Source organism: Caldivirga sp. MU80, from assembly GCF_001663375.1.
Classification (GTDB): Archaea; Thermoproteota; Thermoprotei; order Thermoproteales; family Thermocladiaceae; genus Caldivirga.
The window spans coordinates 1-24553 of the sequence record NZ_LCTF01000030.1; the positions used below are offsets into that span (position 1 = coordinate 1).

Here is a 24553-nt window from a genome sequence, read left to right on the forward strand (position 1 = left end):
TAACCCCAGAGAAAATAGCAGGAATAACCCACGGATCACCATAAGGCCCAATGAACCTCACAACAGTCCTATTACCCACAGTAACAGTCTCAATCCTATAAGGCCTCAAAACTATGAGGGGGGCATTCGGAGACACAGCAGGCCATGCGCATACGCTAGGGCACATTGGGTAGACGTTAAAATAGCCAACACCCACGTAGTATAGGCTAACCCTCGAAGGGGAATCACGGGTAAGGTGAGTTACAAGCAACACACCCACCACGGCTACCACAGCCAACACCAAGCCAACCCAAACCCACCAACCCCAACCCATACCCACCTACCCACACCTAAAAACCAACTTATATCCCCTCCCCCAATATTGAGTATGAAGCAGAATATAGCCCACTACCCCATCATTGCATTAGGAATCACAAACACGGCCACTCACCTTGACGGGTGTTAGGTGGTTAGCCTAATGTTGAAAACGTTTTAAAGGCCTCATTGATCGGCGGCTTTGTGGCTAGGTTTAATGCTGGTTTGGCTTACTCCGTGGCCCTTGCCTTCGTTTGGGGTGTCGCCTACCCCCTCACCAGGATGGCTGAGGCCTATGCTTCACCAATGGTTATTTCATTGGCTAGGGTTGCCCTGGCCTCGCTATTCCTGTACCCATTAGCCAAAAGGCTGGTGGTGAACCTCAAGATGCTGGTGGCCTCAGCCCTAAACATGGGCCTATTCCTAACACTACTCAATCTGTCAATACTTCATACCCCAAACCCTGGCTTGGCAGCGCTCATGGTTTACACTCAGCCGCTCTTCGTAGTAGTACTGGAGAGGCTAATGCTTAAGCACAGGTTGGGAGCCATGAGGGTGGTTGGGGTGCTGCTGGGCTTCGTGGGTGTGGCCCTCGCTTCAGTTAGGGCTGTTTCCCTTGGCCTCGGTGTATTGGCTGGGTTGATGGCTGGGCTACTTTGGGGCCTTGGGACTGTGATGTATTCAATGTGGTTCAGCGGCCTTGACCCCATAGTGGCTAACGCATCATCATCAGTGTTGTCAATACCCATAGTAGCCCTAACCCTCCCAATAGACCCAGTCGTATCGCTAACGCTAAGGGGGGTTGCGTTAATCTTACTGGTGGTTCTTGACGCACAGGTGCTTGGATTCATGCTGTGGTTCAAGGCCATGAGCAGTGAAAGGCCCAGCACCGTGTCATCCATACTACTAGCCACCCCAATACTAGCCCTCTACTTCAGCGCCCTAATGCTTAAGTCACAGTTAACACCACTGGAGCTGGCGGGCACGGCGGTAACGGTGATGGGCGTCCTCATGGTTATCAGGTCGAGTTAACTTCACTATAAGGCTATTGAGGGGCTTATGAGGGTGGGATTCCAAATAAAGCTGCATGTTTTACCAAGGTTAAATCAACTAGGGGTTAGTGGATTCACAGTATATCCTTCCTGAGCACTCCCTTACTTCTATGTGCCTCCTGGTTCCTTAACCACTGCCTCAGGAACCTGTTGTAGCATTCCTCAGAGCAAAACACCCATGGCCTATTAATGCAGCAGGTCTTAACAACGATAGGTTGTCCGCTGATCACCCTACCGCAGTACGTGCACCTTACTTGCCCCGTCCCTGTGTTCAATAAAAATGGCATAGTTAACCAATAATTGACTTATTTTAAAGGGTTACGATGGTGTTAATCCGCATTGAGGATGGGGATAAAACTTATAAATTAATTATTATGAGCCAATAATCAAGTGATCATGGTGAAGCACCCTATTGCTGAGTCCGAGATCACCAGGGCTATTGTTAAGTATGCGTTGAGGGACCTGGATGAGTACTCTAAGGTGGATGTGTTGATAGTTGGGGCTGGTCCATCAGGCATGACGGCAGCCTACTACCTGGCTAAGGCTGGGTTAAAGACACTTATCCTTGAGAGGAGGTTCAGCTTCGGTGGTGGTATAGGTGGAGCAGCTAACCACCTACTCAGGATCGTGGTTGAGTACCCAGCCTCCGAAATCCTAAGTGAGGTGGGGGTTAGGCTGTATGAGTACGGTGATGGACTGTTCGTAGTCGACCCAGCGGAGATGATTGCTAAATTAGCCTCAAGGGCCATTGACGCCGGGGCTAAGTTCCTGCTTGGGGTGCACGTGGATGATGTGGTATTCAGGGATAATCCCCCAAGGATCACTGGAGTGGCCGTGATATGGTCAACGGTCCAAATGGCTGGAGTACACACAGACCCAATTTTCCTTGAGGCCAAGGCTGTTGTTGACGCCACTGGTCACGATGCTGAGGTTGTGGCTGTGGCATCGAGGAAGACACCTGAACTCGGCATAAAGCTTTATGGCGAGAAGTCGGCTTACGTTGACGCCGCTGAGGACCTGGTCGTCAAGTACACGGGTAAGGTTGTTGATGGTCTCTACGTAACGGGTATGGCTGTGGCCGCGGTTCATGGATTACCTAGAATGGGGCCAATATTCGGTTCAATGCTACTCAGCGGTAAAAGGGTGGCCGAGCTGATAATCAGCGACCTCAAGGGTTAATTCGGTTAAAGGTTTAAGGTAACCCTTATTTACTATTTGCAGGGTTCTGAACTGGGTTCAGAGCATGGGTGATGAAGGCGGCTTGAGTAGGTTGGGTACATTCCCCTGGAGGGACTATGGGGTAGTCTTTTCACTCCTCTTTGGGTCTAGGCTTAGTGGTAGGTTGGTTAAGGGTGATTGGGATGTGGCGGTTTGGCTAGAGGACATTAATGCTGCTGTTGACCTTCAGTGGGCTTTGGCTAGGCACCTTGGGGTGCGTGAATGGGATGTGGACCTGGTGGTGCTTAACAACCACGAGGACCTACCCTGCACGTTGATAATCGACATATTGGGTAAGGGCAGGGTAATTTACTACAGGGACCTTGAAACTTACCTGGACATCAAGGCTAGGCTGCTTCACCCATGCCTAGACTTCATGCTAGACGCCGAGAAGCTTCAACTACTTAAGGTGCAGATGGAATCGGTGATGAGGAGGTGGGTTCATTAGAGCGTCTACTTAAATTACTTTTACAATACACGGCATTGCTGGATGGGTTAAGCGAGATCGACCTCAATGATGAGTATAGGTACTACTCAGCAGTCTACCTACTGCAGGTGCAGGCCCAGGTAATCATAGACATAGTTATGAGGGCGGCATCGACCCTTGGTTACGAGGTTGAGGGTTACGCCGATGCAGGGCGTAAGTTAATGTTAGCCGGGGTAATTAACGAGGATGAGTTCTCAATCTACAGTTCTTTAGTCGGTTTTAGAAACATTGCCATACATCAGTACGGTTCCTTAAACCCAAGTGTGGTTAAGGGCATTATAAGCGGTAGAAGATACAGGGATGCGGCTAAGGTGGGTGTTAAGGTGGTTAATGAGTTGCGTAAGAGGGGTATTGATTGTTGACGCGTTTTAGCAGGCCTTAACCCACGTACCCCTTGACCCATCCCACCTTAACCTACCTGCACTTATCTGTCCATTTATCAAGTCCTCGAGCCTCTTATAAAATTCCTCATTCTTAGATATGAACAGACCCGAGTAAACGGCATTAACGAATTCCTCATCACACTCTTTAACAGCCCTAAACGCCGACTCAGGGCTCATAATCTTGGCCACTATCCTTAACCCACCTGCCTCATGCTCCTTAACCGAGTACTCAGCTCCATCCATGATTATTATTAGGTTTATGGGCGGCTTAACCTCCATGACGTAGGCTTCCCCCGTCACCCATGGGCCATACATTATGGCTAGCATTGGTACCTTTGGTAGGGAGTTGATGTAAGCCGTAGCAATACCCCACTCATCCTGCATCTGCCGGTCGTGCGTCTGGGGTTAAAATACGGAGTTCACGATTCACTTTAGTGCATAGCTGAGTAGGAAGTTGGCCAGTTGAGCTATCTTATACCTGCTATAGTACCAAAGTACCCTACCCCTCATCCCCCTTGACACTAACCCTCTACCTAATTGCGAGTGGGCCGTTGCCACTAGGAGTTTGAGGGTCCTCATGTCACTTACCGTGGTTGAGCCATGGTGCATGTGATGGCTTAGGGTTACCCAGGGCATCAGCTTAATGCCGCTGTAGTACAGTAGTATACCAAGGGTGGTTTCATCACTGACGTACAGCCTAATGCCCGGCTCAATGCCCCTTAATGAATCCTCAATCTTACTGAGCACACCCATGTTTATCGACTCAAGTAACCCCCTGCTCAGCCTAACCGCCTGCTTAGGACCGATGAAGAAGACCCCCTTCCACAGGCCCGGTATCCTGTAGCCGTAAACCTCAATCGACTTACCATTAACCTTAACCTCACCCAGTTTAACGCTCCTCTCAAGGAAGAGGGACCTACCCTTGGTTTCATGGTCCAGGACAGTGTAGTAACCGTACCTACTCACTAATTCCCCATCGGCGCTCGCCAACTCTGGTTCAAGCAGGTTATCGCTGTCAACCACCAGGGCGTCTAACCCCTCCTCCCTGGCATCCCTAACGATCCTCATGAATGTCAGGTTCCTGTCACGCCAATTACCATACCTAACCTCAACCTCCTCAGGTATAATCCTCCTAAGCAACTCCAGTTGCCTATCCTTAAACACGTTGTCCACGTACACTAACCTACGCCTAACCCCAAGTAACCTGGCGTTAACCATGAAGTAGTCAACCACCTCATGCACCCTGTAAAACGGCAGGTACGTTATGAGGGCATCCACCGGGGCGTAGCTGGGTAAAAAGGCTTAATAAGGCTTTCCTGAGTCCAGTTTGACCCCACATTACTTAGATTTTCATTGCGATTTTGAAGCGTTTATGTACCGCTTTAGTTAAAGTTCGTTGATAACGAATGGTAAACCCCGTCCCTCAGGGTGGGAAGAGGTTCAGTATTACTTGCCTATAGACTGGGTCCCTTACCACGTATAGTTCACCTACCCTAGAGACTATGAATGTATTTATTAATTGATTCAGGTAATTAGTCAATGCCGTTTCGGAAACATTAGCCACATCCCTCAGTTCCCTCCACCTAGCCCCAAACGCCATGGCCCTAAGCACCCTCACCCTCCACGTTGAGCCACCTGTAACCCTCCTAATCTGCTCCGCAGCGATCTTACTAGCCTCAGTTAGGGTCTCCCTTAATGCATCAGCATGCCCAGCCCCACCGCACCTTCTAACCCCATAGAAGTTCAGCCAACCAACCAGGGTTCCCAATTCACTCAAAACCTCCCTCAACTCCCCCTCGTTGAATGGGGTATTGCAGTTAGTTAGGCCGAGTTTCAAGTATTCCAATGCATCCCCCTCGCTCCACGGATTGAGACGCACCTGGACTGGTGGTCTCCCGTAAAGTGGTGAGTCAGGCTTAGGGTTGATGAGTAGGTTAACTAGCCCTACGGCTGAGCCTGTGAATATTACCGAGAGGTTGCTGCAACTGTTGAATAGGTTATGCAGAAGCGCCAGGAATGGCGCAACTCCGTTTCTAACATCCTGGACCTCATCGAGGACTAGGATCGTCCTCTCCCTACACAGTGAGTTAAGTATTAGGGAGGCGATGGGCTTAACCCTCCTTGTGAGGGTTAGGTCTATGGATATGGTAGTGACCCTAACCCCAATAGCCTTAAGGGCCTCAGCCAACTCATCTCTAATACCCCTCGGTGTTGATAGGTATATTTGCTCAATGGCCCGCCTAAAGGAACCTATGTTAATCAGATCCACGTAAACGCCCCTCCAGTTAACCGAGTTCATGACTGCCTTGGCCAGGCTTGTCTTACCCGACATCCTTGGGCCCAGTATAACCACCCAATTACCCCTCATCACCATGTCCCTAACAGTATTGAATTCGCTCTTCATATCAAACAGCTCCTCAGCTCTCTCCCTCGGCCTTTCGGTGAACCACACCCCCTGTGGCGCCACACCCCCTGTGGTTACTAACCTTAATAAACCCTACCCCATTAACCGTCAAGGCTGAAGTAGACTTAAAAACCCAGAGTCTATGCGCCTCTGATCAACTTTGAGCAGTGAGGGTCAAGCCGTAGGTGAAGCCAAGCCAGAGGGGGAGACTACTGCCGCTACTCAGCCTACTACCGAGCAGCCTACCGAACAACAGACCCAGGTAACCGCTGGTGAGGGGCAGGTTGAGGCTAAGCCCGCTGAGACCAAGGTTGAGGAGGCAAAGCCTACACTACTTGATGAGTTGACTAAGGTTAATGCCAGGAAGCCTAACCTGAGCCAAGAGGTCCTTAAGGCGCTTAAATTATCCCTTAGGATGCGTAGGGATAGGCCGGATTTCATTAGGTATTACAACAAGGAGCATAAGATTAGGCTTGAGGACTCACCGTGGAGGAGGCCCAAGGGCATTGATAATAAGATTAGGATGAAGAGGAAGGGCTACCCACCCATGGTTGACGTGGGGTATAGGGGGCCCAGGGTGGCTAGGGGGATTCACCCAAGCGGCTTCATGGAGGTAATTGTGCATAACCCAAGGGAACTACGCAACGTAGATCCAAGTAGGCAGGCCATTAGGATAGCCTCGACTGTTGGGGTTAGGAAGAGGATTGAGATTATTAGGGAGGCGGTGAGGAGGGGTATTAAGGTGCTTAACCTTGATAACAAGACCAGGGAGGCCATCAGGGAGGTGACCTAAATGGACTTGAGGGAGACGGTAGCCAGGTTACTCAATGTACCCAAGTCGAGGGTTGTCATAAAGCAGGAGGCCCTTGAGCAGCTTGAGGAGGCCATAACCAGGAATGACGTTAAAAGCCTACTTAAGGACGGCCTAATCGAGGTTAAGCCGAAGAAGGGTAACAGTAGGGGTAGGTGGAGGGTTAAGCATGAGAAGAGGAGGGCCGGTAGGAGGAGGGGTAGGGGGAGTAGGAAGGGCACTAGGAAGGCTAGGGGGGCTGTTGGTAAGGAGACCTGGGTGCCTAAGATAAGGAAAATTAGGAGGTTCCTGAACACCCTTAAGCATAGGGGCATCATCGACAAGGCCACTTGGAGGAACCTATACAGGATGGCTAAGGGAGGCTACTTCGAATCCCTAGCCCACCTAAGGACTTACATGATTCAAAACGGCATTGTAACGGAGGATAAGATTAAGGCAGCCTTCAGGGGTGGCTCCTAATGGCGAAGAGCGGCAGGTATAAGGTCAAGTTCAGGAGGAGGAGGGAGGGCAAGACGGACTACTATAAGAGGAGGATAATGGTAATGAGCGGTAAGCCGAGACTGGTGGTTAGGTTCAGCAACAGGTACGTGACGGCACAGGTAGTGGTGTCCGCACCCCAGGGTGACTTCACCGTTGCCCAGGCCAGCAGTAGGGAGTTAGCCAAGAAGTTTGGTTGGCTTGGGGGAACCGGCAACACATCAGCCGCCTACCTAGTGGGGCTACTGGTGGGCTACAGGGCATTAGCCAAGGGGGTTAAGCTGGTAGTCCTAGACATAGGGCTACATAGGGCCACCGCCGGTGGTAGGTTATTCGCAGTGGTTAAGGGTGCCGTTGACGCTGGGCTTGAGGTACCCCACGGCGAGGATGTCCTACCGGATGATGATAGGGTAAGTGGTGAACACATAGCACAGTACGCATCAAACCTAAAGCAGAGTAACCCAGATCTGTATAAGGCTAGGTTCTCCAAGTACCTAGCCAAGGGGTTGGAGCCTGAAAACATAGTTAAGCATTTCGAGGAGGTTAAGGCTAAGATAATGGGGAAGTACGCCAAGGAGGAGAAGGCTAAGGCTGAGGAAAGTTAAAAGCTCCCTCCGCTTTCATAAAGCCAATTTAATCATCATGTAACCGTTACTGGGGTATCATGGCCTTTACAAAGTTGAGTCGTAGTTGACGGTTAGTGAAGATTACGGTTAGTCCAGTGACTAGGTATTTCAATTGTGATGGTAAGTAAGCCCTGTTCAGGTGAAAATAGGTTAATTAGGGGGTAATGTTTAAAAGAGAGCCAATGCGAGGGCTATATATGATGTGGTGGGAAATGCGGGAAACATGCCAAGGACACTAAACGTCACTGTGGCTAAGGTTGGCGGCTCACTGCTTAGGCCAGGTGAGGTTGATAAGGTCCTGGGTAAGGTTGTTGAGAGGCACCTCGCCGATGATGGTAAACTGGTGATAGTCGTATCAGCAATGAAGGGTGTTACGGATACACTGATAAGGGCCTATGACGAGGGTGAACCAAGGCTCATTGAAGACGCCATCCAACCCTACCTAACTGAGGCACAGAGGCTTAGCTTAGGCAAGCTGGGCAGCATGATTGAGGGGATTGGGGCTAGGCTTAAGGGGTTGGTCAGCATTAGGGAGCTTTGGGCGAGGGATTACGTAATCGTGCACGGTGAATTATTATCCACAATGCTAGCCGAGGCGGCGCTTTACAACAGCCTCGGCGTCGACGCTGGTGCAGTTTATGATGTGGGGATTGTGACAAATGAGGATTGGGGTAGGGCATCGGTGCTTGGGGTTAGTTCACACTACGTTAGGCATAGGTTAACTTGGGCCCTGTCAAGGAGGAGCGTGGTGATTGTCCCAGGCTTCCTAGGCATAAGCTTAAACGGTAGGTTAACCTCACTGGGTAGGGGTGGGAGCGACTACACGGCATCCCTAATAGCATCATACCTAAACGCCCCTAGGCTAATCTTCTACACGGACGTTGAGGGGATAATGACTGGTGACCCTAGGATAATAAACGATGCAAGGCTCATACCAAGCCTAACCCATGAGGAGGCCTACGTGGCCTCACTCACGGGCGCCAAGAAGTTCCACCCAGGCACCTTTAAGCCACTAATAGATAGTGACGTCCACGTCGTGGTCACTAACCCATGGTCAAGCAGTGGTACGTTAATAATGTCCAAATGCATTAACACACCTAAACTGGTTTCAATATCGGAGGCTGGTTCAATAGGTCTCGTCAGTCTCAAGAGCGGCTACGCCGTCACCGTGGTCGGCTGCGTCATGGGGCTAGATGAGTTCAGGAGAGAGGTTTACCTAATAATAGACAGCTACGGGCCAATCGACGTAATCAACGACACTGAGGGTAATGCAGTAACCTCAATAGTCAAGGACCAGGACGTGGCGGTTAAGTTGGCTAAGGAACTGCACAGGTGGGTGGTTTCATGGATAAGGTGAGGGTTTCCATACTTGGCTCAACGGGGCTCGTGGGGCAGTGGATGGTTAAGCTACTGGCCAACCACCCATTCATAGAGGTGGCTGCCTTATCAGCGTCGCCGGGTAAGGTTGGGCAGAGGTACGGTGACGTGGTTAAGTGGTTCATAGAAGGTGACGTACCCGAGTACGCCAGGGGTATTAGGCTTGTTTCAACAGACCCAGCGGACCACAGGAATGTTGACGTTGTGTTATCGGCATTGCCCAACGAGGTTGCTGAGCCCGTTGAGGCAAGGCTCCTTGAGGCTGGTTTAAACGTAATATCTAACGCATCCCCAAGGAGGATGGACCCAAACGTACCCCTGATAAACCCCGAGGTTAATTGGCAGCACCTGGAGGTTCTAAGGGACTTTAAGGGCCCCTGGCTTGTTAAGAACCCCAACTGCACCTCAGCAATAATAACCCTAGCCATAAAACCCCTAGCCGACCACATAAGGGAACTTTACATAACTACACTGCAAGCAGTCTCAGGGGCAGGTTACTTAGGCTTATCCTACCTAGCCATAGAGGGTAACGTGATACCCTTCATTAAGGGTGAGGAGGATAAGATAGCCGCCGAGTCCAATAAGATGCTTGGTGCTATGGGTAGGGGCGAGTTCACGCCGTGGGGTAGGCCAGTTAGGGTGACTTCAATTAGGGTTCCGGTTAGGTACGGCCACATGGCCTCAATATTCGCCGTAATGGATAGGGAGTATGACGTTAGTGAGGTTAAGCAGGCCTTATCGGGCTTTAGGTCACTACCCCAGGAGGCAAACCTACCCACCGCCCCACCCAGGCCAATAATAGTCCTTGATAGGCAGGACGCACCCCAGCCAGCCAAGGACCTGGATCACATGGCTGTGACTGTGGGTAGGTTATCCACATCAGGTAGGGTGGTTAGGATGGTTGCCCTAGGCGATAACTTGGTTAGGGGTGCCGCTGGGATAACAGTACTGACCCTTGAGGTCATGAAGGCTATTAAACTTCTTTAACTCATAGAAACAGTAAACTAGGTCTAAAATTGTTAGAGAGATAGGGGCATTCAAGCGTTAGTGCCCGACATGGCGGTTACTTGAGGTTTGTTGGAGGTTAACCGTTGAGGCTACGTTACTTAGGGAAAGGTTTATATAGAAGCGGGTTTTAGGGATGCATATGTCATCCCAGCAACAACCAAGGGGTGGTGTTCCAGTAGCCATACTTAAGGAGGGTAGTTCAAGGACAACGGGCTCTGATGCAAGGAGGAGTAACATAATGGCCGCCAAGGTGATAACTGAGATACTTCAAACAAGCCTTGGGCCAAGGGGCATGGATAAGCTGCTCATTGACGCCTTCGGCGATGTTACCATAACGGGTGATGGGGCAACAATACTGAAGGAGATGGAGGTTCAGCACCCAGCCGCCAAGTTACTGGTTGAGGTGGCTAAGGCCCAGGACGCGGAGGTTGGTGATGGCACAACCACGGTGGTTGTCCTGGCCGGTAAGCTACTTGAACAGGCCGAGATGCTGCTCGACGAGGGCATACACCCAACCATAATCATAGACGGCTTCAAGAAGGCCCTCGACTTCATAAACTCAACAATACCCGACATACCTAACCTGGTTAGTCCAGTTAACCTGAATAACAGGGATGAGGTGGCTAAGATAGTGGCTAATTCGCTCAGCAGTAAGGTGGTTTCCGAGGCAAGGGACTACCTAGCCAAGATAACGGTTGACGCCTCATACACAGCCGCTGAGCAGGCTAATGGCAAGTACAGCCTAGACTTGGATTGGGTTAAGGTTGAGAAGAAGAAGGGCCAGAGCCTCTACGAGACCCAGTTCATACAGGGCATTGTGCTGGATAAGGAGGTTGTCCACCCAGGCATGCCGAAGAGGGTTGTGAACGCTAAGATCGCTGTCCTGGATGCCCCACTGGAGATTGAGAAGCCGGAGTGGACCACTAAGATATCGGTCTCCTCACCTCAGCAGATTAAGGCGTACCTTGAGGAGGAGGCTAACATACTTAAGGGTTACGTCGACAAGCTGAAGGAGATAGGCGCCAACGTTGTGATAACCCAGAAGGGTATTGACGAAACGGCGCAGCACTTCCTAGCTAAGGCTGGTATTATGGCTGTTAGGAGGGTTAAGAGGAGTGACATTGAGAAGCTGGCCAAGGCCACGGGTGCCAGGATAGCCACAAGCATAAAGGACCTAAGGCCAGAGGACCTTGGAACGGCTGGGCTTGTGGAGGAGAGGAAGGTTGGGGAGGAGAAGATGGTGTTCGTTGAGCAGTGCCCCAACCCAAGGGCAGTCACAATACTGATTAGGGGTGCAGCTGACAGGGTCTTGGACGAAGCTGAGAGGTCCATAAACGATGCCCTCCACGTCACAAGGGACCTATTCAGGGACCCGAGGATAGTACCCGGCGGAGGTGCCTTCGAGATTGAGGTTGCTAAGAGGCTTAGGGAGTGGGGTAGGAAGCTACCGGGCAAGGAGCAGCTGGCCGTTATGAGGTATGCCGAGGCCGTTGAGAAGATACCGGAGATACTAGCCCTAACAGCCGGCCTGGATCCGGTGGACGCCATAGCGGAGCTTAGGAGCAGGCACGATAAGGGTGAGCTTGATGCTGGTGTCGACGTGTTGAGTGGGAAGATAGCCAGGATGAGTGAACTTAACGTGTGGGATCCGTTAATAGTCAAGATGCAGGTCATGAGGAGCGCCACGGAGGCAGCCATAATGGTGCTCAGGATAGATGATATAATAGCGGCAGGGCAAACCAAGTCATCCGCAGGCGGCAAGGGTAAGGGTGGTGAGGAATCTAAGACAGGCGAGGAAGGCACCAGCGGGTCAAGTGACTAACCCCCAGTTTAAACCCGGTGATTAAAGGCTTGGTTCAAAAATTAAACAGTTATTAGTAACCTAAGCAACTCCCTCTCGTATATCGTCGCCACCAGCACACCGTCATCATTAACAACACCGATGACTGGGTCCTCAAACCCCCTAAACCTCCTCAAAACGTCAATAATCCTAGCCTTGGTTGTTACCGTGGTTAATTCGTTTAACGGTAGGTCGCAGGCTGGGGTCATCCCATAGGTGGCTGGGTCTATTTCAAGCAGTTGCTGCATGGTTAAATACCCGAGGGGCTTACCCTCACTGTTAACCACAACCACGGCCCTAACCCCCCTCTCAACCATCCTGTCAATGACTATCCTGAGGTTGTCGCTGCACGTAACCGTTAGTGGCTTAGCGTACTCACTAATACTCATCACGTTGTTGTTAAGCTTAACTCTAATCAATGGGTTAACGCCGGTTGTTGGCTTAACCACGGTCCTTACTAGGAGTGGCGCAACCACTGAGTTTACGGTTATGGCTAGGGTTAGGTATGAGTAGGTTAACCTGGTTATTAGGCCTGTGGTGAGTAGTACCAGCAGTAGCGATACGTCAACGCCACCCTTGGTTGACGTGCCTAGGCCGTTGATTATGGGGCTGCCCCCAACCACCATTGATGCTAAGGCACCCGCGGCCACCTTAGATGAGAGGAGGATTAGGGCGATTAATAGGCTAGTCATTAGTAAATCTGGGCTTAACCTTACGAAGTATAGCCCTATGCTCACGAAGAAGATGGGTTCGAAGAAGCCATACGTGAAGCCGTGTAGCTTCTCGAGGAGTTCAGGCCTATCCTTGAGGTAATCCCTAAGCAGTATGCCTAGGAACAACGCCGCCATGGCTGGGTTGAAGTTGACCGCCTCGGCTAGGAACGATATGACCAGGACTAGGGATATGGCTGCCGCGAACTCAACCTCCCTAGCCTTAACGTAACCCTCAACCCACTCAAGGGCCCTCGAAACCCACCTACCCACAGTGAATATGGCAGCTATGAGCACCGCAATCCCAATCAACGTAAGTAGCGAACCACCCAGCCTAGCAGTGACTAGTATCGCGAAGGCCACCACGGAGGCGACCTCCACTAGGGCGCCCTGCATAAAGAGCATGTTGCCAAGTTCAGTCCTAGACAGGTTAATATCCATCAACAGCCTGGCCAAGGGCCCAACACTAGTCATGATAAGGGGTATGGCTAAGAGCGGCGTGATGCTGACGTTAAGCGCCCTAAGGGAAAGGTAAATGAGGGTGAAGGGCAATGCCAACTCAACGGCTGCAGCGGCGGTAACCCTGGCGTTTAAGCTACCCCTCCCAACCTCAAACTCCTCAGCGCCTGATAGGAAGAGCAGCAGTGTTATCCCCAGTAGTGATATGAATTGAATAATAGAATTAACCTTAACGAACCCAAGAACTCCATTGCCAAGCACCACACCAGCCACCACAGCCCCAACGAACGGCACAAGCCTAATCCTTGAGAACGATTCCTCAAGTAACTTAGCCAAAATAAGTATCACGCCTAGGTACAGTAGGGTTAACGTAACCCCATTCACGGCAAGGCTAGGCGGCATGGCCTATTTATCCTTTATCCCTAGGTGAATTCGCAAGCACCACTACTTGTTTAAGGTGAATTTGATTTAATCCTTTTGGGCAAGTACTGCCCACAGGCTAACCCCCATGCCGCTTACTTTGCGTTCACCAGTAGCCCATGTGGCTTGTAATTAAGGCTTCCATGGCTTCAATTCATTCAGGTTTAGGGTCTTAATTAAGCGTTGCTGGACATGAACTCTCACTTACTGATGGTTGCTAGGCTTTCTGGAGCACCTCCTCCAGCGTTATCCTCTCCCTCCTACTCTCTATTAACCAAACCCCCAATTCCCTAGCCCTCTGCTCCGCCGTTGGGTCCACCACCAATGCGTAAATGACCGGCACCAGCCTACCCGATACCTTATCTGGCCAACCACGCTGAAGCCTCTGAACCCTGTTAAACACGTTGCTCACTATATTGGCGCTTATCCTAACCTTAGCCTCACCGACTACTGTTATTGAACCAGCGTTGCAGTATATGTCGAACTCATAGGATTTGTTAACCCATAGGCGCTCCGCTGTGCAGCTATAGCCCCTCTGCCTAAGGAAGTATGAAACCCAATCGCGGGCCGAGTCCTCAAGGTCAACAGTAAGCCTTTGAAGGGTTGTGGCTATATCCTTAACGTTCCTCTTAATCCCCCTGACATCATTCTTAAGGTCCTTAAACTCATCCTCAAGTTTAGCAACCCTACCCTCAAGGCTTGTCATCCTGTTATCAAGGTTTGCGACCTTGCCCTCGAGATTAATCATTCTATTCTCAAGACTGGTCATTCTATTTTCGAGATTAGTCATTTTACCCTCGAGGCTAGTCATTCTGCTCTCGAGTCCTGTGACCTTACCATCAAGACCTGCAGCTTTATTTTCAAGTCCTGTGACCCTATTTTCAACGCCTACAACCTTGTTTTCAACTCCTATAATCCTCTCCTCGATGCGTTTAATATCTTCCTTTGTAGCCACGTTTAGTGGTAACGTAATTACACCAGCAATAGTCTCGGCTAACCTTAGCTTGGCTTCTGGGTTTTTGGTGAGGAGCTCAGTAATAGCCTCAATAACCCTCCCATCGCTCCTTAATGCATCAAGGAAGAGATCCCTAATGAAGGCTGGGTCACTGGTAGCAATTTCCCTTAAAATCCTCTTAACAGCCTCAACATCCACGACAAAAACGGCACCTTAATGATTAAAAACCTAACGCTAACCCCCCCTTAACGTTTCCTCCACCAAACAGTAGTTATCGGTGCTCACTGTGGCTTTTGATCACCTGGGATGGTTACGTGTTGTTAATGTCTGCGGCGCTGGGTGGCTGGTTTCATTGAGTTTGGGCTGGTAGAGTAGTGATAATATTAATATTAACATTATTGAGGTTGATACTGCAGCTTTTATTCCCTCATTGACAACCCAGTGGGGTGTGGATCTGTCAAAAATTTGGACTGCCAGAGTCGTGATAATATTAATATCACCACAACTCTACCACTCCAAAACTCAACGTTGCTTAAACGCTCGGTAGCCATCAAACCAATTCAACATAGCCCTAAACATCAGGATCCATGAACATTAGTATTAAGATTATCACTACTCTGACAGCCCAAAGTTTAACGTGCCCAGACACCTTAGGTAGCTGATGAGTAAGTCCACATCGCTGTTATTAGTCTCAATCTTAATATTATCGCTACTCTACCACTCCAAAATCCGATGAGGCTGGTTGGCCCACCGGCCCCTTGGTTTAATGGGTTGTACTGTGGGTTGGGTGGGAAGTTTCAGTGATGGGTGCTGGGCAGTGAGGTGGGGGATCAGGGATGGTGGGGAAGTGGCTGGTGGTGGAATGTCGCCGTTTGTGAGTGGCGGCAGTTATAAATACTGGTTGGGTTATCCTTAATTGTGAGGGGTTGGGCTGGTAGGTTGCTTAGGGTTGACTTAAGCTCGGGTAGGTATTGGATACAGGATATAGATCCATCAATCCTCGTGTCCTTCGTGGGTGGTAGGGGGCTTGCCGTTAAGTTGCTTTGGGATGAGCTGCGGCCTGGGGTTGACCCACTCAGCCCATTGAATAAGCTTGTTATTGCAGCTGGCCCATTGACCGGCTACCCTGGCCCAAACACGGGTAAGCTGGTCATAGCGGCTAAGAGCCCTTTAACAGGCGGCTACGGTGACGGTAACATTGGCAGCTGGGCCTCCGTGCACCTGAGGAAGGCTGGCTTTGATGCCATGGTTATTGAGGGGGCTTCACCCAAGCCAGTCTACCTGTACGTTGAGGATGATAAGGTCAGCCTGATGCCGGCGGACGACCTATGGGGTCTGGACACCTTCGAAACCGAGGATAGGCTTAGGAGGGTCCATGGGTCCAACGTAGGCATGCTGATAATCGGCCCCGCTGGGGAGAACCTGGTCAGGTTCGCCACCGTGGTTGCGCAGAGGGGTAGGAGTGGTGGTAGGCCTGGGATGGGGGCTGTGATGGGTAGTAAGAGGCTTAAGGCCATAGTGGTTAGGGGGACTAGGCTCCTACCCCAGCCAGCTGACCCATCACTGAGCAAGATAGGTGTTGAGGCCGACCTGGCGGCTAAGAGGAAGGAGGGTTACCCATTCTGGATGAGGCAGGGCACCACGGCCACCGTGGAGTGGGCCCAGGAGGCAAGCGTACTACCAACCCTAAACTTCAGGGAGGGGCAGTTCGACCAGTATGACAAGATAGGTGGGTTTATGGTTGAGAGGGGCACGGTTACTGTTAGGTCATGCCCAAACTGCGTAATGCCCTGCGGCCACGTGGTTAATGACGCTGAGTCCAAGCAGTCTGAGCTTGACTACGAGAACATAGCCATGCTGGGGAGCAACCTAGGCATAGGCGACCTGCAGAGGGTTGCCCACCTGAACAGGGTTGCCGACATGATGGGTATGGACACCATCAGCCTAGGCTCAGTGTTGGGGTGGGCCATGGAGGCCACGGAGAGGGGGCTCATTAAGGATGGCTTGGAGTGGGGTGACTACAGGAAGGCCCTTGAGGTCGCCTACGACATAGCCCACCAGAGGACTGAACTGGGTAGGCTACTTGGGCTTGGGGTTAGGGAGGCGTCAAGGAGGGTTGGGGGTGGGTCAGGGGACTTCGCAATGCACGTGAAGGGGCTTGAGGTGAGCGCCTACGACTGCCACGCAGCCCCGGGAATGGCGCTTGCCTTCTCCACCAGCCCAATAGGGGCGCACCACAAGGACGCCTGGGTGATATCCTGGGAGGTTAGGAATGATAGGTTCGGCTACACTAGGGAGAAGGTGCTTAAGGTCATTGAGCTCCAGGACATTAGGGGAGGGTGGTTCGAGGTAATGGTTGGGTGTAGGTTGCCGTGGGTTGAAATAGGCCTTGAACTGGACTACTACTGGAGGATGTTTAAGGCAGCCACGGGGCTTGACTACGACATTGGCGGTGTGGCTAATAGGGTTTACACCCTGATTAGGGCATTCTGGGTAAGGGAGTACGGCGGCTGGTCGAGGGAGTACGACACACCACCCTTAAGGTGGTTTAAGGACCCGTTAACCAAGGGCCCGTTAAAGGGTGCGGTGCTTAACATGGAGGGTTACCAGAGGATGCTGACCTGGTACTACGAGGCCAGGGGGTGGGATGAGAGGGGGATCCCGAGGAGGAGCACGCTCAGGAGGCTTGGCCTAGGTTACGTTGAGGGGGAGTTGAGCAAGGTGGTGGATCTAAGGGACTAAGCCAACGCAACGAGGAATGACCCCCTTCCCACCTTAGGGAGGTGGGTTTTTCATTGTGGGGGTCTCGTCCGTTACTCCCTCTGCGGGGTTAATGGTTTCGTTCTTGGGGTGGTGGAAATAGTGGGGTATCGCCCCACCGGCTCATCTGAGGTAAGGGAAACCCCCTCTCGGGGGCACCAACCCAAGCACCAAACACCTACGCAAAGCTAGGATTAATAAATCTATCTCCATGAGACCCACGTAGTGGGACAACCCCACCCAAAAGGGCGAGACTTGTTGTGTGCTGTCAATTACCAATATTAATCATCCCTCATTAACGCCCTGTCTGCTGAGCAGGGCTCTCAATTCCTCAACCTCCCTACTCAACCTATCATCCCAAATACCCTTAAACAGAACCTCCACCCCAATGACCCACTTAACCACTTCAAGCACATCACCCCTAACCTCATGTAGGTTCCTGTAATCAACTAGGTTCGGGTCTAGGCCATTGTAGGAGAACCTGTGTAATGATAGGGCTATCCTAACGACCCTATCCACATCAATCCCCAGCCTCCCCAAATCCCTAGATATCCCTATCAACCCCGTTATTGGCGCTGAGTAGCCAACATTCTCATACCAATCCCTTTCCCTATCGGGCTTACCCTCAATTAACTTGCTGATATTATTCACAACCAGGGCACTTACTATAGACTTAACGCTCATGAATGCCTTGGCGGCTGCATTCTGCATTAAACCCCTATCCAGCATCTCAAGGGCTAGCCTAGCCTCAACCAACCCATCAAGGACCTTAGCGTAAACATATGCCCCTGGGTTACTCCTATAGTCCAAGTAACCAACCTCACCCATCCCTCTAATCACCCTCACGAATTTTTAACCCTTTAAGATGCTGCGATTAGTGATAACGAATGGCAAGTCTTGCCCTTTCTAGGGGTGATCCCGCCCCACGTGGAGTATGGAGTGAAGCATCTATTAACGCCACTCGCCCTTCAGGACAAGGAAGGTTGTCATTGTGTTTTGCTGGGGATGATTATTTCAATGGGTATTTCTCCTGCCAGATAGAGGGTCGACCATGTACTGTTTAGTTGCCTTACCAACCGAAGCACTAGGTATTCTTTGTTGCCAGCTTTTCTTACTGCTGGTGTAACGTCGTAGATTAGGCGTGCCAGACTGTTATTGAGTATTAGCTGGATGCGTGTGTGCTTACTGGTTGTTTTCTTAACAATTTCCACAACCTCACTATCCTTCACCACCATCGCGAAGCGGTGCTTACCCCAACGCCATACTTTACCCCTGGTCGTTATCATTATAAGCCCTACGTCTGAACCCACACTCACCCACCTATTGGGGGTTTACCCATCACTTATTTTTATAGCCTTCCTCATGGTGAGTACACCACTCCAGTGGGTTCCATTGATGGTTAGTAGGCCATGTCCCTAATTACCCTGGCACCGGCATTCTAACCCATGGCTCAGCTCCCACTGAATCCACCCTCACCAGGCCATTTAGGGAAACGGTGAACAATAGCTACGACAAAACGTACATCATGAAAGCAGTCAAGTCTCACCCCTTCTAGGGGTGGGGTTGCCCCACTATATGGGGTCTAGCTAATGGCCATTCATAAGCCCAGTAACTAGGTAATCACTGCTAGCCGGGAAGCGCCGTCGGCATCCGGTGTACTGCAGTTAAGATAGCATTAAGCTTGGCGCCAGTCGCTGGTTAAGTGTTAAAAAGGGGGGCCCTGTGGGCTTAATGATGAGTGAGGGTCAGGGTGAGGCGCAGCAGGGTCAGGGTGGAGGTGAGGTTAGCGTTAACCTAGTTCCATCACCGCTACCTGAGGGTGTTGAGGTTGGTAAGGTGCAGGTTAAGGTGGTTGACCAGTTTAACAACCCCCTACTCCAGCGTAAGGAGGTTAAGGCCTTAGTCTACCACGTGGGTTTACCCACACCCCAGAGACTCCAGTTGAGGAGCGAGTTGGCCAAGGCCCTTGGCGTTGATGAGGAGCTTGTCTACGTAACCCACGTATACAGCAGGTATGGGATAGGGATCTCCACCGTTGAGGCTCATGTATACTCGGATAAGAAGATTGCCGAGCTTGTTGAGCCGCTTTACGTTAAGCTTAGGAACATGCCTAAGGACCAGGCCAAGAAGATTATGGATGAGATAAGGAGCAGGAGGAGGGCAGCCAAGAAACCTGCGGCCAAGGGCGGTGGATAACATTCTTAATACAAGGTGACTAATCGATACGTAGAAATGCATTACAATTGCCGCATCTCCTTAGGGCTAAAACCGCATCGACTAAAACCTAGCTCACCATTAATCAAACCTAAGCCATTAGCAACTAACCCACTAATCAGTCTCCGCAGGTTTGATCCAAGAGGCATTGGCATTAAGCGAATGCACCATTCATGGTTAATCTTATTAAGACTGAGAATTATCAGTATACGCCGTGGGGGGTAGGGCACTGCTGGTGTATAGGGAGAGGAGTGCATCGTGGGCTGGCAGTGAGAGGGTTTTAGCATACATGGTTAAGGTTCTTAGGGAATTAGGCTACTTCACAACAGTCTTAACATTCGATGGTGAATGGGGTAATGGCTTCGAAAAGCCTGATGTATTGAGGGGTGTTCCAGGCCCTAATGGAGGTACGTATTGGCGTTTATTCAGGTTTATTAAGGGGGTTTATTCACTCACCTATGAACGCTACGTTAGGTTTAGGAGCAGGTTCGACGTGGTTATTGATGCCGCTTACAATGACCTTAGGGGTTGGGTTGACTTAGGCTACGTTCACTACCCATACTGCTCAGTCCACCTAAAACTACTATTCCCAACAAAGGCCAGGGTTATCGCGGCGAACTCAACATGGACGCTGACTAGGCTTAAGGGTTGTGGCGTCAGCAATGTGGTTGTGATTCACCCACCCGTTAAGCCAGTTAAATGCCGGGGTGATCCACTTAGGCTTAAGGAGGATTTAGTAATCGGCGTTGGTAGGCTTAGCAAGCCGTGGGAGGAGTTCATTGAGGTGGCTAAGTTGGTTAGGGCTAGGAGACCGGGCGTTAGGTTCGTGATAATGGGACTAACCGACTCCATGGCCAGGGTTAGGTACCTTAAGGAGCTGGGTCAAGGCGCCGTTGAAGTATTGCCAAACGTACCTGAGGAGGTTAAGGCCGACTTCATGTGCAGGGCTAGGGCAATCCTGCATACGCACCCAGCTGAGCACTTTGGGAATAACCATAGTGGAGGCCATATGACCCCCTCCCTGCCTTGTTGGGTGGGGTTTCACGCCGGGGGTCTTGGTTGTTACCCCGCCTATTGCGGGGTTATTAAACACCCTAGTAAAGCAGGGGTTAATAAACCTGACGCATAAGACCCCACGCAATGGGACAACCCACCCCTAGAAGGGACGAGACTTGTCTACTCGTTATCAACCGGGGCTGTGCCGGTGGTGCATAGGGATGGGGGTGCCTGGCTTGATGTAGTGGAGGAGGGGAGGTTTGGGTTCGGCTTCAACACGGTTAACGAAGCCGCTGAGCAAGTGTTAAACGCCCTAGATGCCAACGCTGAATACAGGGAGGCCGTGATGGCTAGGTCCATGATATTCAGCTACGGTAACTTCAAGAAGGCCTTAATAACGCACCTCAACATAGCTGCAACCCAATAGTGCGCTTAAGCCATCCGTTTCGGTGATGCGAAATCGTGCGGAACCGTGGTTCCATGGACTAACCCTTTTAAATTCAACGGCACCCATAGGGCTATGGGTCAGGTTAGGCTGGTGGTGTTGATATTAATTATTGGCGTCGCCGTGGCCCTTGGAGTATTGACGCTGCACGCCGCGGCTAGCTCCTCATCCCTGAGTAATACTATATATAGTAATAGTACTGTGTCCCTTAGCCAGAACGCCACCTGCACTGCGGCTAGGGTTCACGTGGAGCTTAGCCTCCTCCTTTACCAGAGGGTTCGGTTGGTGGCTAATACAGTGGGGGAGTCCACATTGGTAAACGGTACCTTAGATAGTGCCCTTAACCTAACCATCACCGCCAACGAGAGCTTGAGCCGTGGGCAGTGCCTCGACGCCCTTCATGAGGCAATTGGGGCTATTCAACTTGAGGCTGAGACCTGGAGCATGGTAATGTCAAACGCCACAAGGGCTAGTAAGGTCAATTACACCTGCATTAACCTAGCCAGCCTAGCGGAGGCGAGGTTAAACACGGTCATTAGGCTAACCACCAACTCAACAATACGCAGCGAAGCAGAGGCACTACTGGCTGAGTTAGCCAGGTTGAATTCAACCAGTTGCACGGGGGTTGAGGGTGTGTTGGGCAACGCCACGGTGCTCCTCAACGAGACCTTGAGTGGCCTCAGGGGTAGGTTGGGTAATTGGCTTGAGGGTAAGGTTGAGGCGGCCACCCTAGTCTACGTGAGCGTGGGTGAGTATAGGGGTATTGGTGAATTAGCCTCACTGAACCTAACGGAGTACTGGCAGTACATAGTTAAGGCCCTTGAGTCGGCTATGGCTAAGTACGCCGAGGAGCTTAACGAAACGTTAACTAGGCTACTGGCCAGCGGCAACTTAACGGGGTTAATCTCCTCCTACGCCACTGTAAACAGGTTAAGCACGGCGTTAACCATATTGAGTTCGCATGGGGTTAAGGTGGGTGAGGCTTGGGGCATATGCCTAAACGCCACCTCACTAATCAACGAGACAGCCAGCATATACGGTGGGCTTAAGAGCAATGCAACGGAGCTTAGCCTACTTGAGGCGTTGATTAGGGAGGTTTACCTAAGCTACGTAAATGGTTCATTAAGCACCACGGTTAATCAGTACTTTGAGTTGGCTAAGGTTAATGAAACTGTTAAACTATTAAGGGATGTTAACGAAACAATGAGTAAGTTGGCGGCTATGGGCTATCTGAAGTGGAGCAGGGGAGCCACGATAGTGGCCATACCGATACCTAACTCAATGAGGGGGTTAATCGAGAGGTACCTTAACCTAACCCTAGGCAACCTAACCCTATCCATGGCCAACCTAGGGCTATGTAATAACGCCTATAATGCGGGTAGGGGCATTGCAACGCTTAAGGCCTTGAACGCAACATCAATTGTTAAGCTAGCCTACTCACTATACCTAATCAGAACCTACTGCCCAATGGCCCTCCAATACGCCCAGTGGGCGGTGGGAGATTTAGGCAACCTAAGTAGATTAATTAATGCAACGCAGTGACGTAAAAATTCCTTGCCTAGCACTCCACTTTACTATATTAAGTAAATTAAGTAAAACATAAAGTGTGTGGTTAAAGCGTTAGCCTGAGAATACTTAAAAAGGAGGGCACCTAACTGTACCTATATGTCTACGGTACGCAACCTGTCAATCCTATCAGTGGCAATAGCATTGGCGGTTGCAGTACTGGTTGCACCCATGGCCCATGCACCAATGCCCTCACAGACACCCTCAACTACGCCGCAGTACTTCACCTGCGCTGAAATAATACCAGGGATATCTGGTTCAAACCCAAGCCATGTAGTGGTTTGGCTTAGGCTAAGCAACGTCACGACGCCCAACGGCCTAAATTACCTACTCAGCCAAATGTACTACAACCCAACCAGCCCATACTTCCACAGCTTCATAACCCCATCCCAATTCGCCTCATGGTACTCACCACCGAGCTCAGTGGTAAGCTACATAACTAGCCTAGCCAGTCAATACGGCTTAACTGTGCTCTACACGTTCCCAATGCTCATAGAGGCCTCTGGATCGGCATCAGCAGTGGATGGGTTCCTAACTGCCCTTCAATCAGCGCCCAGTAACATCCAGCAGTGGATACTAGCCGGTGAGTGCATACCAATCGGATACTTCGCAGCCAACTCAAAGGGGCCAGTCTACAAGCCCAGTTACGTCAAGACCCCGCTACCCCAAGGTTACACCGTCAGCCAGGTTTTAAACAACGCCGTCAAGGTTAATGGGAAACCAGCCTACACAATCTTAGGTAGGCCAAGTCAATTCTACGCCTACCCATTTGAAATATGGCTACCCTTCGGGCTTGAGTTCATATACGATGAGTATCCGGTGTTCATTAGCGGTTACCTTGGCCAAGGATACACTATAGCCATTGTTGATGCCTTCGGTGACTTCAACTTCACCATAGCCAACCAGCAACTGGCTTACCAGGACGTAGCGTGTAATGACCTGTACACCTTCGACCAGATATTCGGCCTACCTAATCCGCCATCATGCCAGGTCATATACCCAACCGGCATGCCCATACTGACACCGTATAACCTCGGCATCGCTGAGGGTTGGGCCGGGGAGACCGCCCTTGATATCGAGTATGCCCACGCCATGGCCCCAGGCGCAAACATACTCCTAGTTGTCTCACCTGACTCAGGTGACGACTTGTTCGTTGCCGTGGAGTACGTTGTGGCTAATCAACTGGCCAACTTCATAAGCCTAAGCTGGGGTGCCCCAGAGGACGTATTCTACATGCCACCGGTTTCCTACAACCTACTCTACGGTTATGATGAAATATTCATGCAGGCCGCCGCCGAGGGCATAGGCGTCTTCGCCGCCTCCGGTGACTGGGGTGCCTTCGACCTATTCGTGTACCCAATAGAGCCAAGCGTCATATACCCGGCCAGTGACCCATGGGTGACGGGGGTTGGTGGGACGACGCTCTACGCCACAATATCGCCAACGTTCATGGTAACCCGCACAGAGTACGCCTGGAACTGGAACCCGCTCTTCATGTGGGGGACTGGTGGCGGCTACTCCTTCACCTTCCCGGAGACCATTGGCCAATCACTGATTGACATAACCTACGAGAGGCCCTTCGTCTACGAACCAAACCTGGGCATTGACTTCTACACAGTGGGCCATAGGGGAGTCCCTGATATAGCAGCTGACGCCAACCCATTCACGGGGGTTCTCATTGTGCTTAACGGCGTCATACCACCATACATCGTGGGTGGCACTAGCCTAGCAACACCGTTATCAGCAGGAATGATGGCCACTGTTCAAAGCACTATGCCAACCTTCACCATAGGTGACCTAGCCCCAACACTATACCTACTTTACCAGAACTACCCAAGCATGTTCTACGCCACGCAAACCACGGCACCACTGCAGAGCTACTTAACCGGGATACCGGGCTTCATGTTCCAATCCCTGGGTGGACAAAATGGAGTCTACTGGGTCCTGCAGGGACGCTGGAACCCTGTTAATGGGCTTGGGCAGATAAACGTCTATGGGTTGAGCAGCGCATTAGAACTGATTAATAGCAGGTAATTAGGTTGGTGATTCAA

General features: G+C 51.0%; 25 protein-coding genes. 16 read left to right on the forward strand and 9 right to left on the reverse strand.

Annotation, left to right across the window (positions count from 1 at the left end; all coding sequences use genetic code 11):
• The coding region (locus tag AAX04_RS08730; RefSeq protein WP_156519782.1) for a hypothetical protein at nt 1–319 on the reverse strand (319 nt) is incomplete at its 3' end.
• 179 nt (nt 320–498) lie between these two features.
• On the opposite strand from AAX04_RS08730, the gene AAX04_RS08735 reads away from it, so the two are divergent.
• Nucleotides 499–1326 carry a DMT family transporter gene (locus tag AAX04_RS08735; RefSeq protein WP_066797013.1) on the forward strand — a complete coding sequence of 276 codons (828 nt, stop codon included), beginning with the start codon at nt 499–501 and terminating at the stop codon, nt 1324–1326.
• A gap of 94 nt (nt 1327–1420) precedes the next feature.
• Here the strand turns inward: AAX04_RS08735 and AAX04_RS08740 are convergent, their stop codons facing one another.
• Nucleotides 1421–1633 carry a TRASH domain-containing protein gene (locus tag AAX04_RS08740; protein WP_066797016.1) on the reverse strand — a complete coding sequence of 71 codons (213 nt, stop codon included), beginning with the start codon at nt 1631–1633 and terminating at the stop codon, nt 1421–1423.
• Between the two features lie 109 nt (nt 1634–1742).
• Here AAX04_RS08740 and AAX04_RS08745 point away from each other — a divergent pair, with 109 nt between their 5' ends.
• From AAX04_RS08745 to AAX04_RS08755, 3 genes are all read left to right on the forward strand, one after another.
• Entirely contained in the window at nt 1743–2525 is a 783-nt protein-coding gene (locus tag AAX04_RS08745) for a sulfide-dependent adenosine diphosphate thiazole synthase (RefSeq protein WP_066797019.1), read from the forward strand.
• 64 nt (nt 2526–2589) lie between these two features.
• Nucleotides 2590–3012, forward strand: coding sequence for a nucleotidyltransferase domain-containing protein (locus tag AAX04_RS08750; protein ID WP_066797022.1), 423 nt, complete (start codon nt 2590–2592; stop codon nt 3010–3012).
• The gene (locus AAX04_RS08755) at nt 3000–3413 is read left to right on the forward strand and encodes a DUF86 domain-containing protein (protein WP_066797024.1); all 414 of its coding nucleotides are present in this window, start codon (nt 3000–3002) and stop codon (nt 3411–3413) included. Before AAX04_RS08750 ends, AAX04_RS08755 begins: the two co-directional genes overlap by 13 nt.
• A gap of 6 nt (nt 3414–3419) precedes the next feature.
• Here AAX04_RS08755 and AAX04_RS08760 read toward each other — a convergent pair whose 3' ends face one another.
• From AAX04_RS08760 to AAX04_RS08770, 3 genes are all read right to left on the reverse strand, one after another.
• On the reverse strand, nt 3420–3818 hold the full coding sequence (locus AAX04_RS08760) for a hypothetical protein (RefSeq protein ID WP_066797026.1): 399 nt from the start codon (nt 3816–3818) through the stop codon (nt 3420–3422).
• 42 nt (nt 3819–3860) lie between these two features.
• Nucleotides 3861–4712 carry a hypothetical protein gene (locus AAX04_RS08765; RefSeq protein WP_066797028.1) on the reverse strand — a complete coding sequence of 284 codons (852 nt, stop codon included), beginning with the start codon at nt 4710–4712 and terminating at the stop codon, nt 3861–3863.
• 145 nt (nt 4713–4857) lie between these two features.
• Nucleotides 4858–5901, reverse strand: coding sequence for an ATP-binding protein (locus AAX04_RS08770; RefSeq protein ID WP_066797030.1), 1044 nt, complete (start codon nt 5899–5901; stop codon nt 4858–4860).
• A gap of 97 nt (nt 5902–5998) precedes the next feature.
• On the opposite strand from AAX04_RS08770, the gene AAX04_RS12395 reads away from it, so the two are divergent.
• From AAX04_RS12395 to thsA, 6 genes are all read left to right on the forward strand, one after another.
• The gene (locus AAX04_RS12395; RefSeq protein ID WP_238377847.1) at nt 5999–6631 is read left to right on the forward strand and encodes a 50S ribosomal protein L32e; all 633 of its coding nucleotides are present in this window, start codon (nt 5999–6001) and stop codon (nt 6629–6631) included.
• Nucleotides 6632–7108 (forward strand): 50S ribosomal protein L19e, encoded by a 477-nt coding sequence (locus tag AAX04_RS08780; protein WP_066797032.1) that lies wholly within the window; start codon nt 6632–6634, stop codon nt 7106–7108.
• Nucleotides 7108–7731, forward strand: a complete 624-nt coding sequence (locus AAX04_RS08785) for a 50S ribosomal protein L18 (RefSeq protein WP_066797035.1) — start codon at nt 7108–7110, stop codon at nt 7729–7731. The genes AAX04_RS08780 and AAX04_RS08785 overlap by 1 nt, the downstream gene beginning before the upstream one ends.
• A gap of 244 nt (nt 7732–7975) precedes the next feature.
• Complete coding sequence (locus AAX04_RS08790) at nt 7976–9109, forward strand: aspartate kinase (protein ID WP_066797037.1); 1134 nt, start codon at nt 7976–7978, stop codon at nt 9107–9109.
• On the forward strand, nt 9097–10116 hold the full coding sequence (gene asd, locus AAX04_RS08795; protein ID WP_066797083.1) for an aspartate-semialdehyde dehydrogenase: 1020 nt from the start codon (nt 9097–9099) through the stop codon (nt 10114–10116). The genes AAX04_RS08790 and asd overlap by 13 nt, the downstream gene beginning before the upstream one ends.
• Nucleotides 10117–10276: 160 nt before the next feature.
• Nucleotides 10277–11959 carry a thermosome subunit alpha gene (thsA, locus tag AAX04_RS08800; RefSeq protein WP_066797040.1) on the forward strand — a complete coding sequence of 561 codons (1683 nt, stop codon included), beginning with the start codon at nt 10277–10279 and terminating at the stop codon, nt 11957–11959.
• Nucleotides 11960–12000: 41 nt separating this feature from the next.
• On the opposite strand, the gene AAX04_RS08805 is transcribed toward thsA, so the two are convergent.
• Both AAX04_RS08805 and AAX04_RS08810 read right to left on the reverse strand, forming a co-directional pair.
• Nucleotides 12001–13548, reverse strand: coding sequence for a cation:proton antiporter (locus tag AAX04_RS08805; RefSeq protein WP_066797042.1), 1548 nt, complete (start codon nt 13546–13548; stop codon nt 12001–12003).
• Between the two features lie 235 nt (nt 13549–13783).
• Nucleotides 13784–14719, reverse strand: coding sequence for a hypothetical protein (locus AAX04_RS08810; protein WP_066797045.1), 936 nt, complete (start codon nt 14717–14719; stop codon nt 13784–13786).
• Between the two features lie 720 nt (nt 14720–15439).
• On the opposite strand from AAX04_RS08810, the gene AAX04_RS08815 reads away from it, so the two are divergent.
• Nucleotides 15440–17263 carry an aldehyde ferredoxin oxidoreductase family protein gene (locus AAX04_RS08815; protein WP_066797047.1) on the forward strand — a complete coding sequence of 608 codons (1824 nt, stop codon included), beginning with the start codon at nt 15440–15442 and terminating at the stop codon, nt 17261–17263.
• A gap of 303 nt (nt 17264–17566) precedes the next feature.
• Here the strand turns inward: AAX04_RS08815 and AAX04_RS08820 are convergent, their stop codons facing one another.
• A complete protein-coding gene (locus AAX04_RS08820) occupies nt 17567–18109 on the reverse strand; it encodes a PaREP1 family protein (protein WP_066797050.1) in 543 nt (180 codons plus the stop codon).
• Between the two features lie 158 nt (nt 18110–18267).
• The gene (locus AAX04_RS08825; protein ID WP_156519783.1) at nt 18268–18591 is read right to left on the reverse strand and encodes a hypothetical protein; all 324 of its coding nucleotides are present in this window, start codon (nt 18589–18591) and stop codon (nt 18268–18270) included.
• 424 nt (nt 18592–19015) lie between these two features.
• Here AAX04_RS08825 and AAX04_RS08830 point away from each other — a divergent pair, with 424 nt between their 5' ends.
• The 5 genes from AAX04_RS08830 (at nt 19016) to AAX04_RS08850 (ending at nt 24536) form a co-directional block, all read left to right on the forward strand.
• Entirely contained in the window at nt 19016–19477 is a 462-nt protein-coding gene (locus AAX04_RS08830; protein ID WP_238377848.1) for a 30S ribosomal protein S24e, read from the forward strand.
• A gap of 232 nt (nt 19478–19709) precedes the next feature.
• The gene (locus AAX04_RS08835) at nt 19710–20624 is read left to right on the forward strand and encodes a glycosyltransferase family 4 protein (RefSeq protein WP_066797063.1); all 915 of its coding nucleotides are present in this window, start codon (nt 19710–19712) and stop codon (nt 20622–20624) included.
• A gap of 78 nt (nt 20625–20702) precedes the next feature.
• Nucleotides 20703–20918: a hypothetical protein gene (locus tag AAX04_RS08840; protein ID WP_156519784.1), complete on the forward strand. Its 216-nt coding sequence runs from the start codon at nt 20703–20705 to the stop codon at nt 20916–20918.
• 93 nt (nt 20919–21011) lie between these two features.
• Nucleotides 21012–22478 (forward strand): hypothetical protein, encoded by a 1467-nt coding sequence (locus AAX04_RS08845; protein ID WP_066797069.1) that lies wholly within the window; start codon nt 21012–21014, stop codon nt 22476–22478.
• A gap of 123 nt (nt 22479–22601) precedes the next feature.
• A complete protein-coding gene (locus tag AAX04_RS08850; RefSeq protein WP_066797072.1) occupies nt 22602–24536 on the forward strand; it encodes a protease pro-enzyme activation domain-containing protein in 1935 nt (644 codons plus the stop codon).
• Nucleotides 24537–24553: the final 17 nt, after the last annotated feature.

Excerpts from the sequence above, each read along its gene's own strand:
- AAX04_RS08740 (WP_066797016.1), bottom strand. The coding sequence starts at position 1,633 with ATGCCATTTTTATTGAACACAGGGACGGGGCAAGTAAGGTGCACGTAC.
- AAX04_RS08745 (WP_066797019.1), top strand. The coding sequence starts at position 1,743 with ATGGTGAAGCACCCTATTGCTGAGTCCGAGATCACCAGGGCTATTGTT.
- AAX04_RS08750 (WP_066797022.1), top strand. The coding sequence starts at position 2,590 with ATGGGTGATGAAGGCGGCTTGAGTAGGTTGGGTACATTCCCCTGGAGG.
- AAX04_RS08760 (WP_066797026.1), bottom strand. The coding sequence starts at position 3,818 with ATGCAGGATGAGTGGGGTATTGCTACGGCTTACATCAACTCCCTACCA.
- AAX04_RS08780 (WP_066797032.1), top strand. The coding sequence starts at position 6,632 with ATGGACTTGAGGGAGACGGTAGCCAGGTTACTCAATGTACCCAAGTCG.
- AAX04_RS08785 (WP_066797035.1), top strand. The coding sequence starts at position 7,108 with ATGGCGAAGAGCGGCAGGTATAAGGTCAAGTTCAGGAGGAGGAGGGAG.
- AAX04_RS08790 (WP_066797037.1), top strand. The coding sequence starts at position 7,976 with ATGCCAAGGACACTAAACGTCACTGTGGCTAAGGTTGGCGGCTCACTG.
- asd (WP_066797083.1), top strand. The coding sequence starts at position 9,097 with ATGGATAAGGTGAGGGTTTCCATACTTGGCTCAACGGGGCTCGTGGGG.
- thsA (WP_066797040.1), top strand. The coding sequence starts at position 10,277 with ATGTCATCCCAGCAACAACCAAGGGGTGGTGTTCCAGTAGCCATACTT.
- AAX04_RS08805 (WP_066797042.1), bottom strand. The coding sequence starts at position 13,548 with ATGCCGCCTAGCCTTGCCGTGAATGGGGTTACGTTAACCCTACTGTAC.
- AAX04_RS08820 (WP_066797050.1), bottom strand. The coding sequence starts at position 18,109 with ATGGGTGAGGTTGGTTACTTGGACTATAGGAGTAACCCAGGGGCATAT.
- AAX04_RS08830 (WP_238377848.1), top strand. The coding sequence starts at position 19,016 with ATGAGTGAGGGTCAGGGTGAGGCGCAGCAGGGTCAGGGTGGAGGTGAG.
- AAX04_RS08845 (WP_066797069.1), top strand. The coding sequence starts at position 21,012 with ATGGGTCAGGTTAGGCTGGTGGTGTTGATATTAATTATTGGCGTCGCC.
- AAX04_RS08850 (WP_066797072.1), top strand. The coding sequence starts at position 22,602 with ATGTCTACGGTACGCAACCTGTCAATCCTATCAGTGGCAATAGCATTG.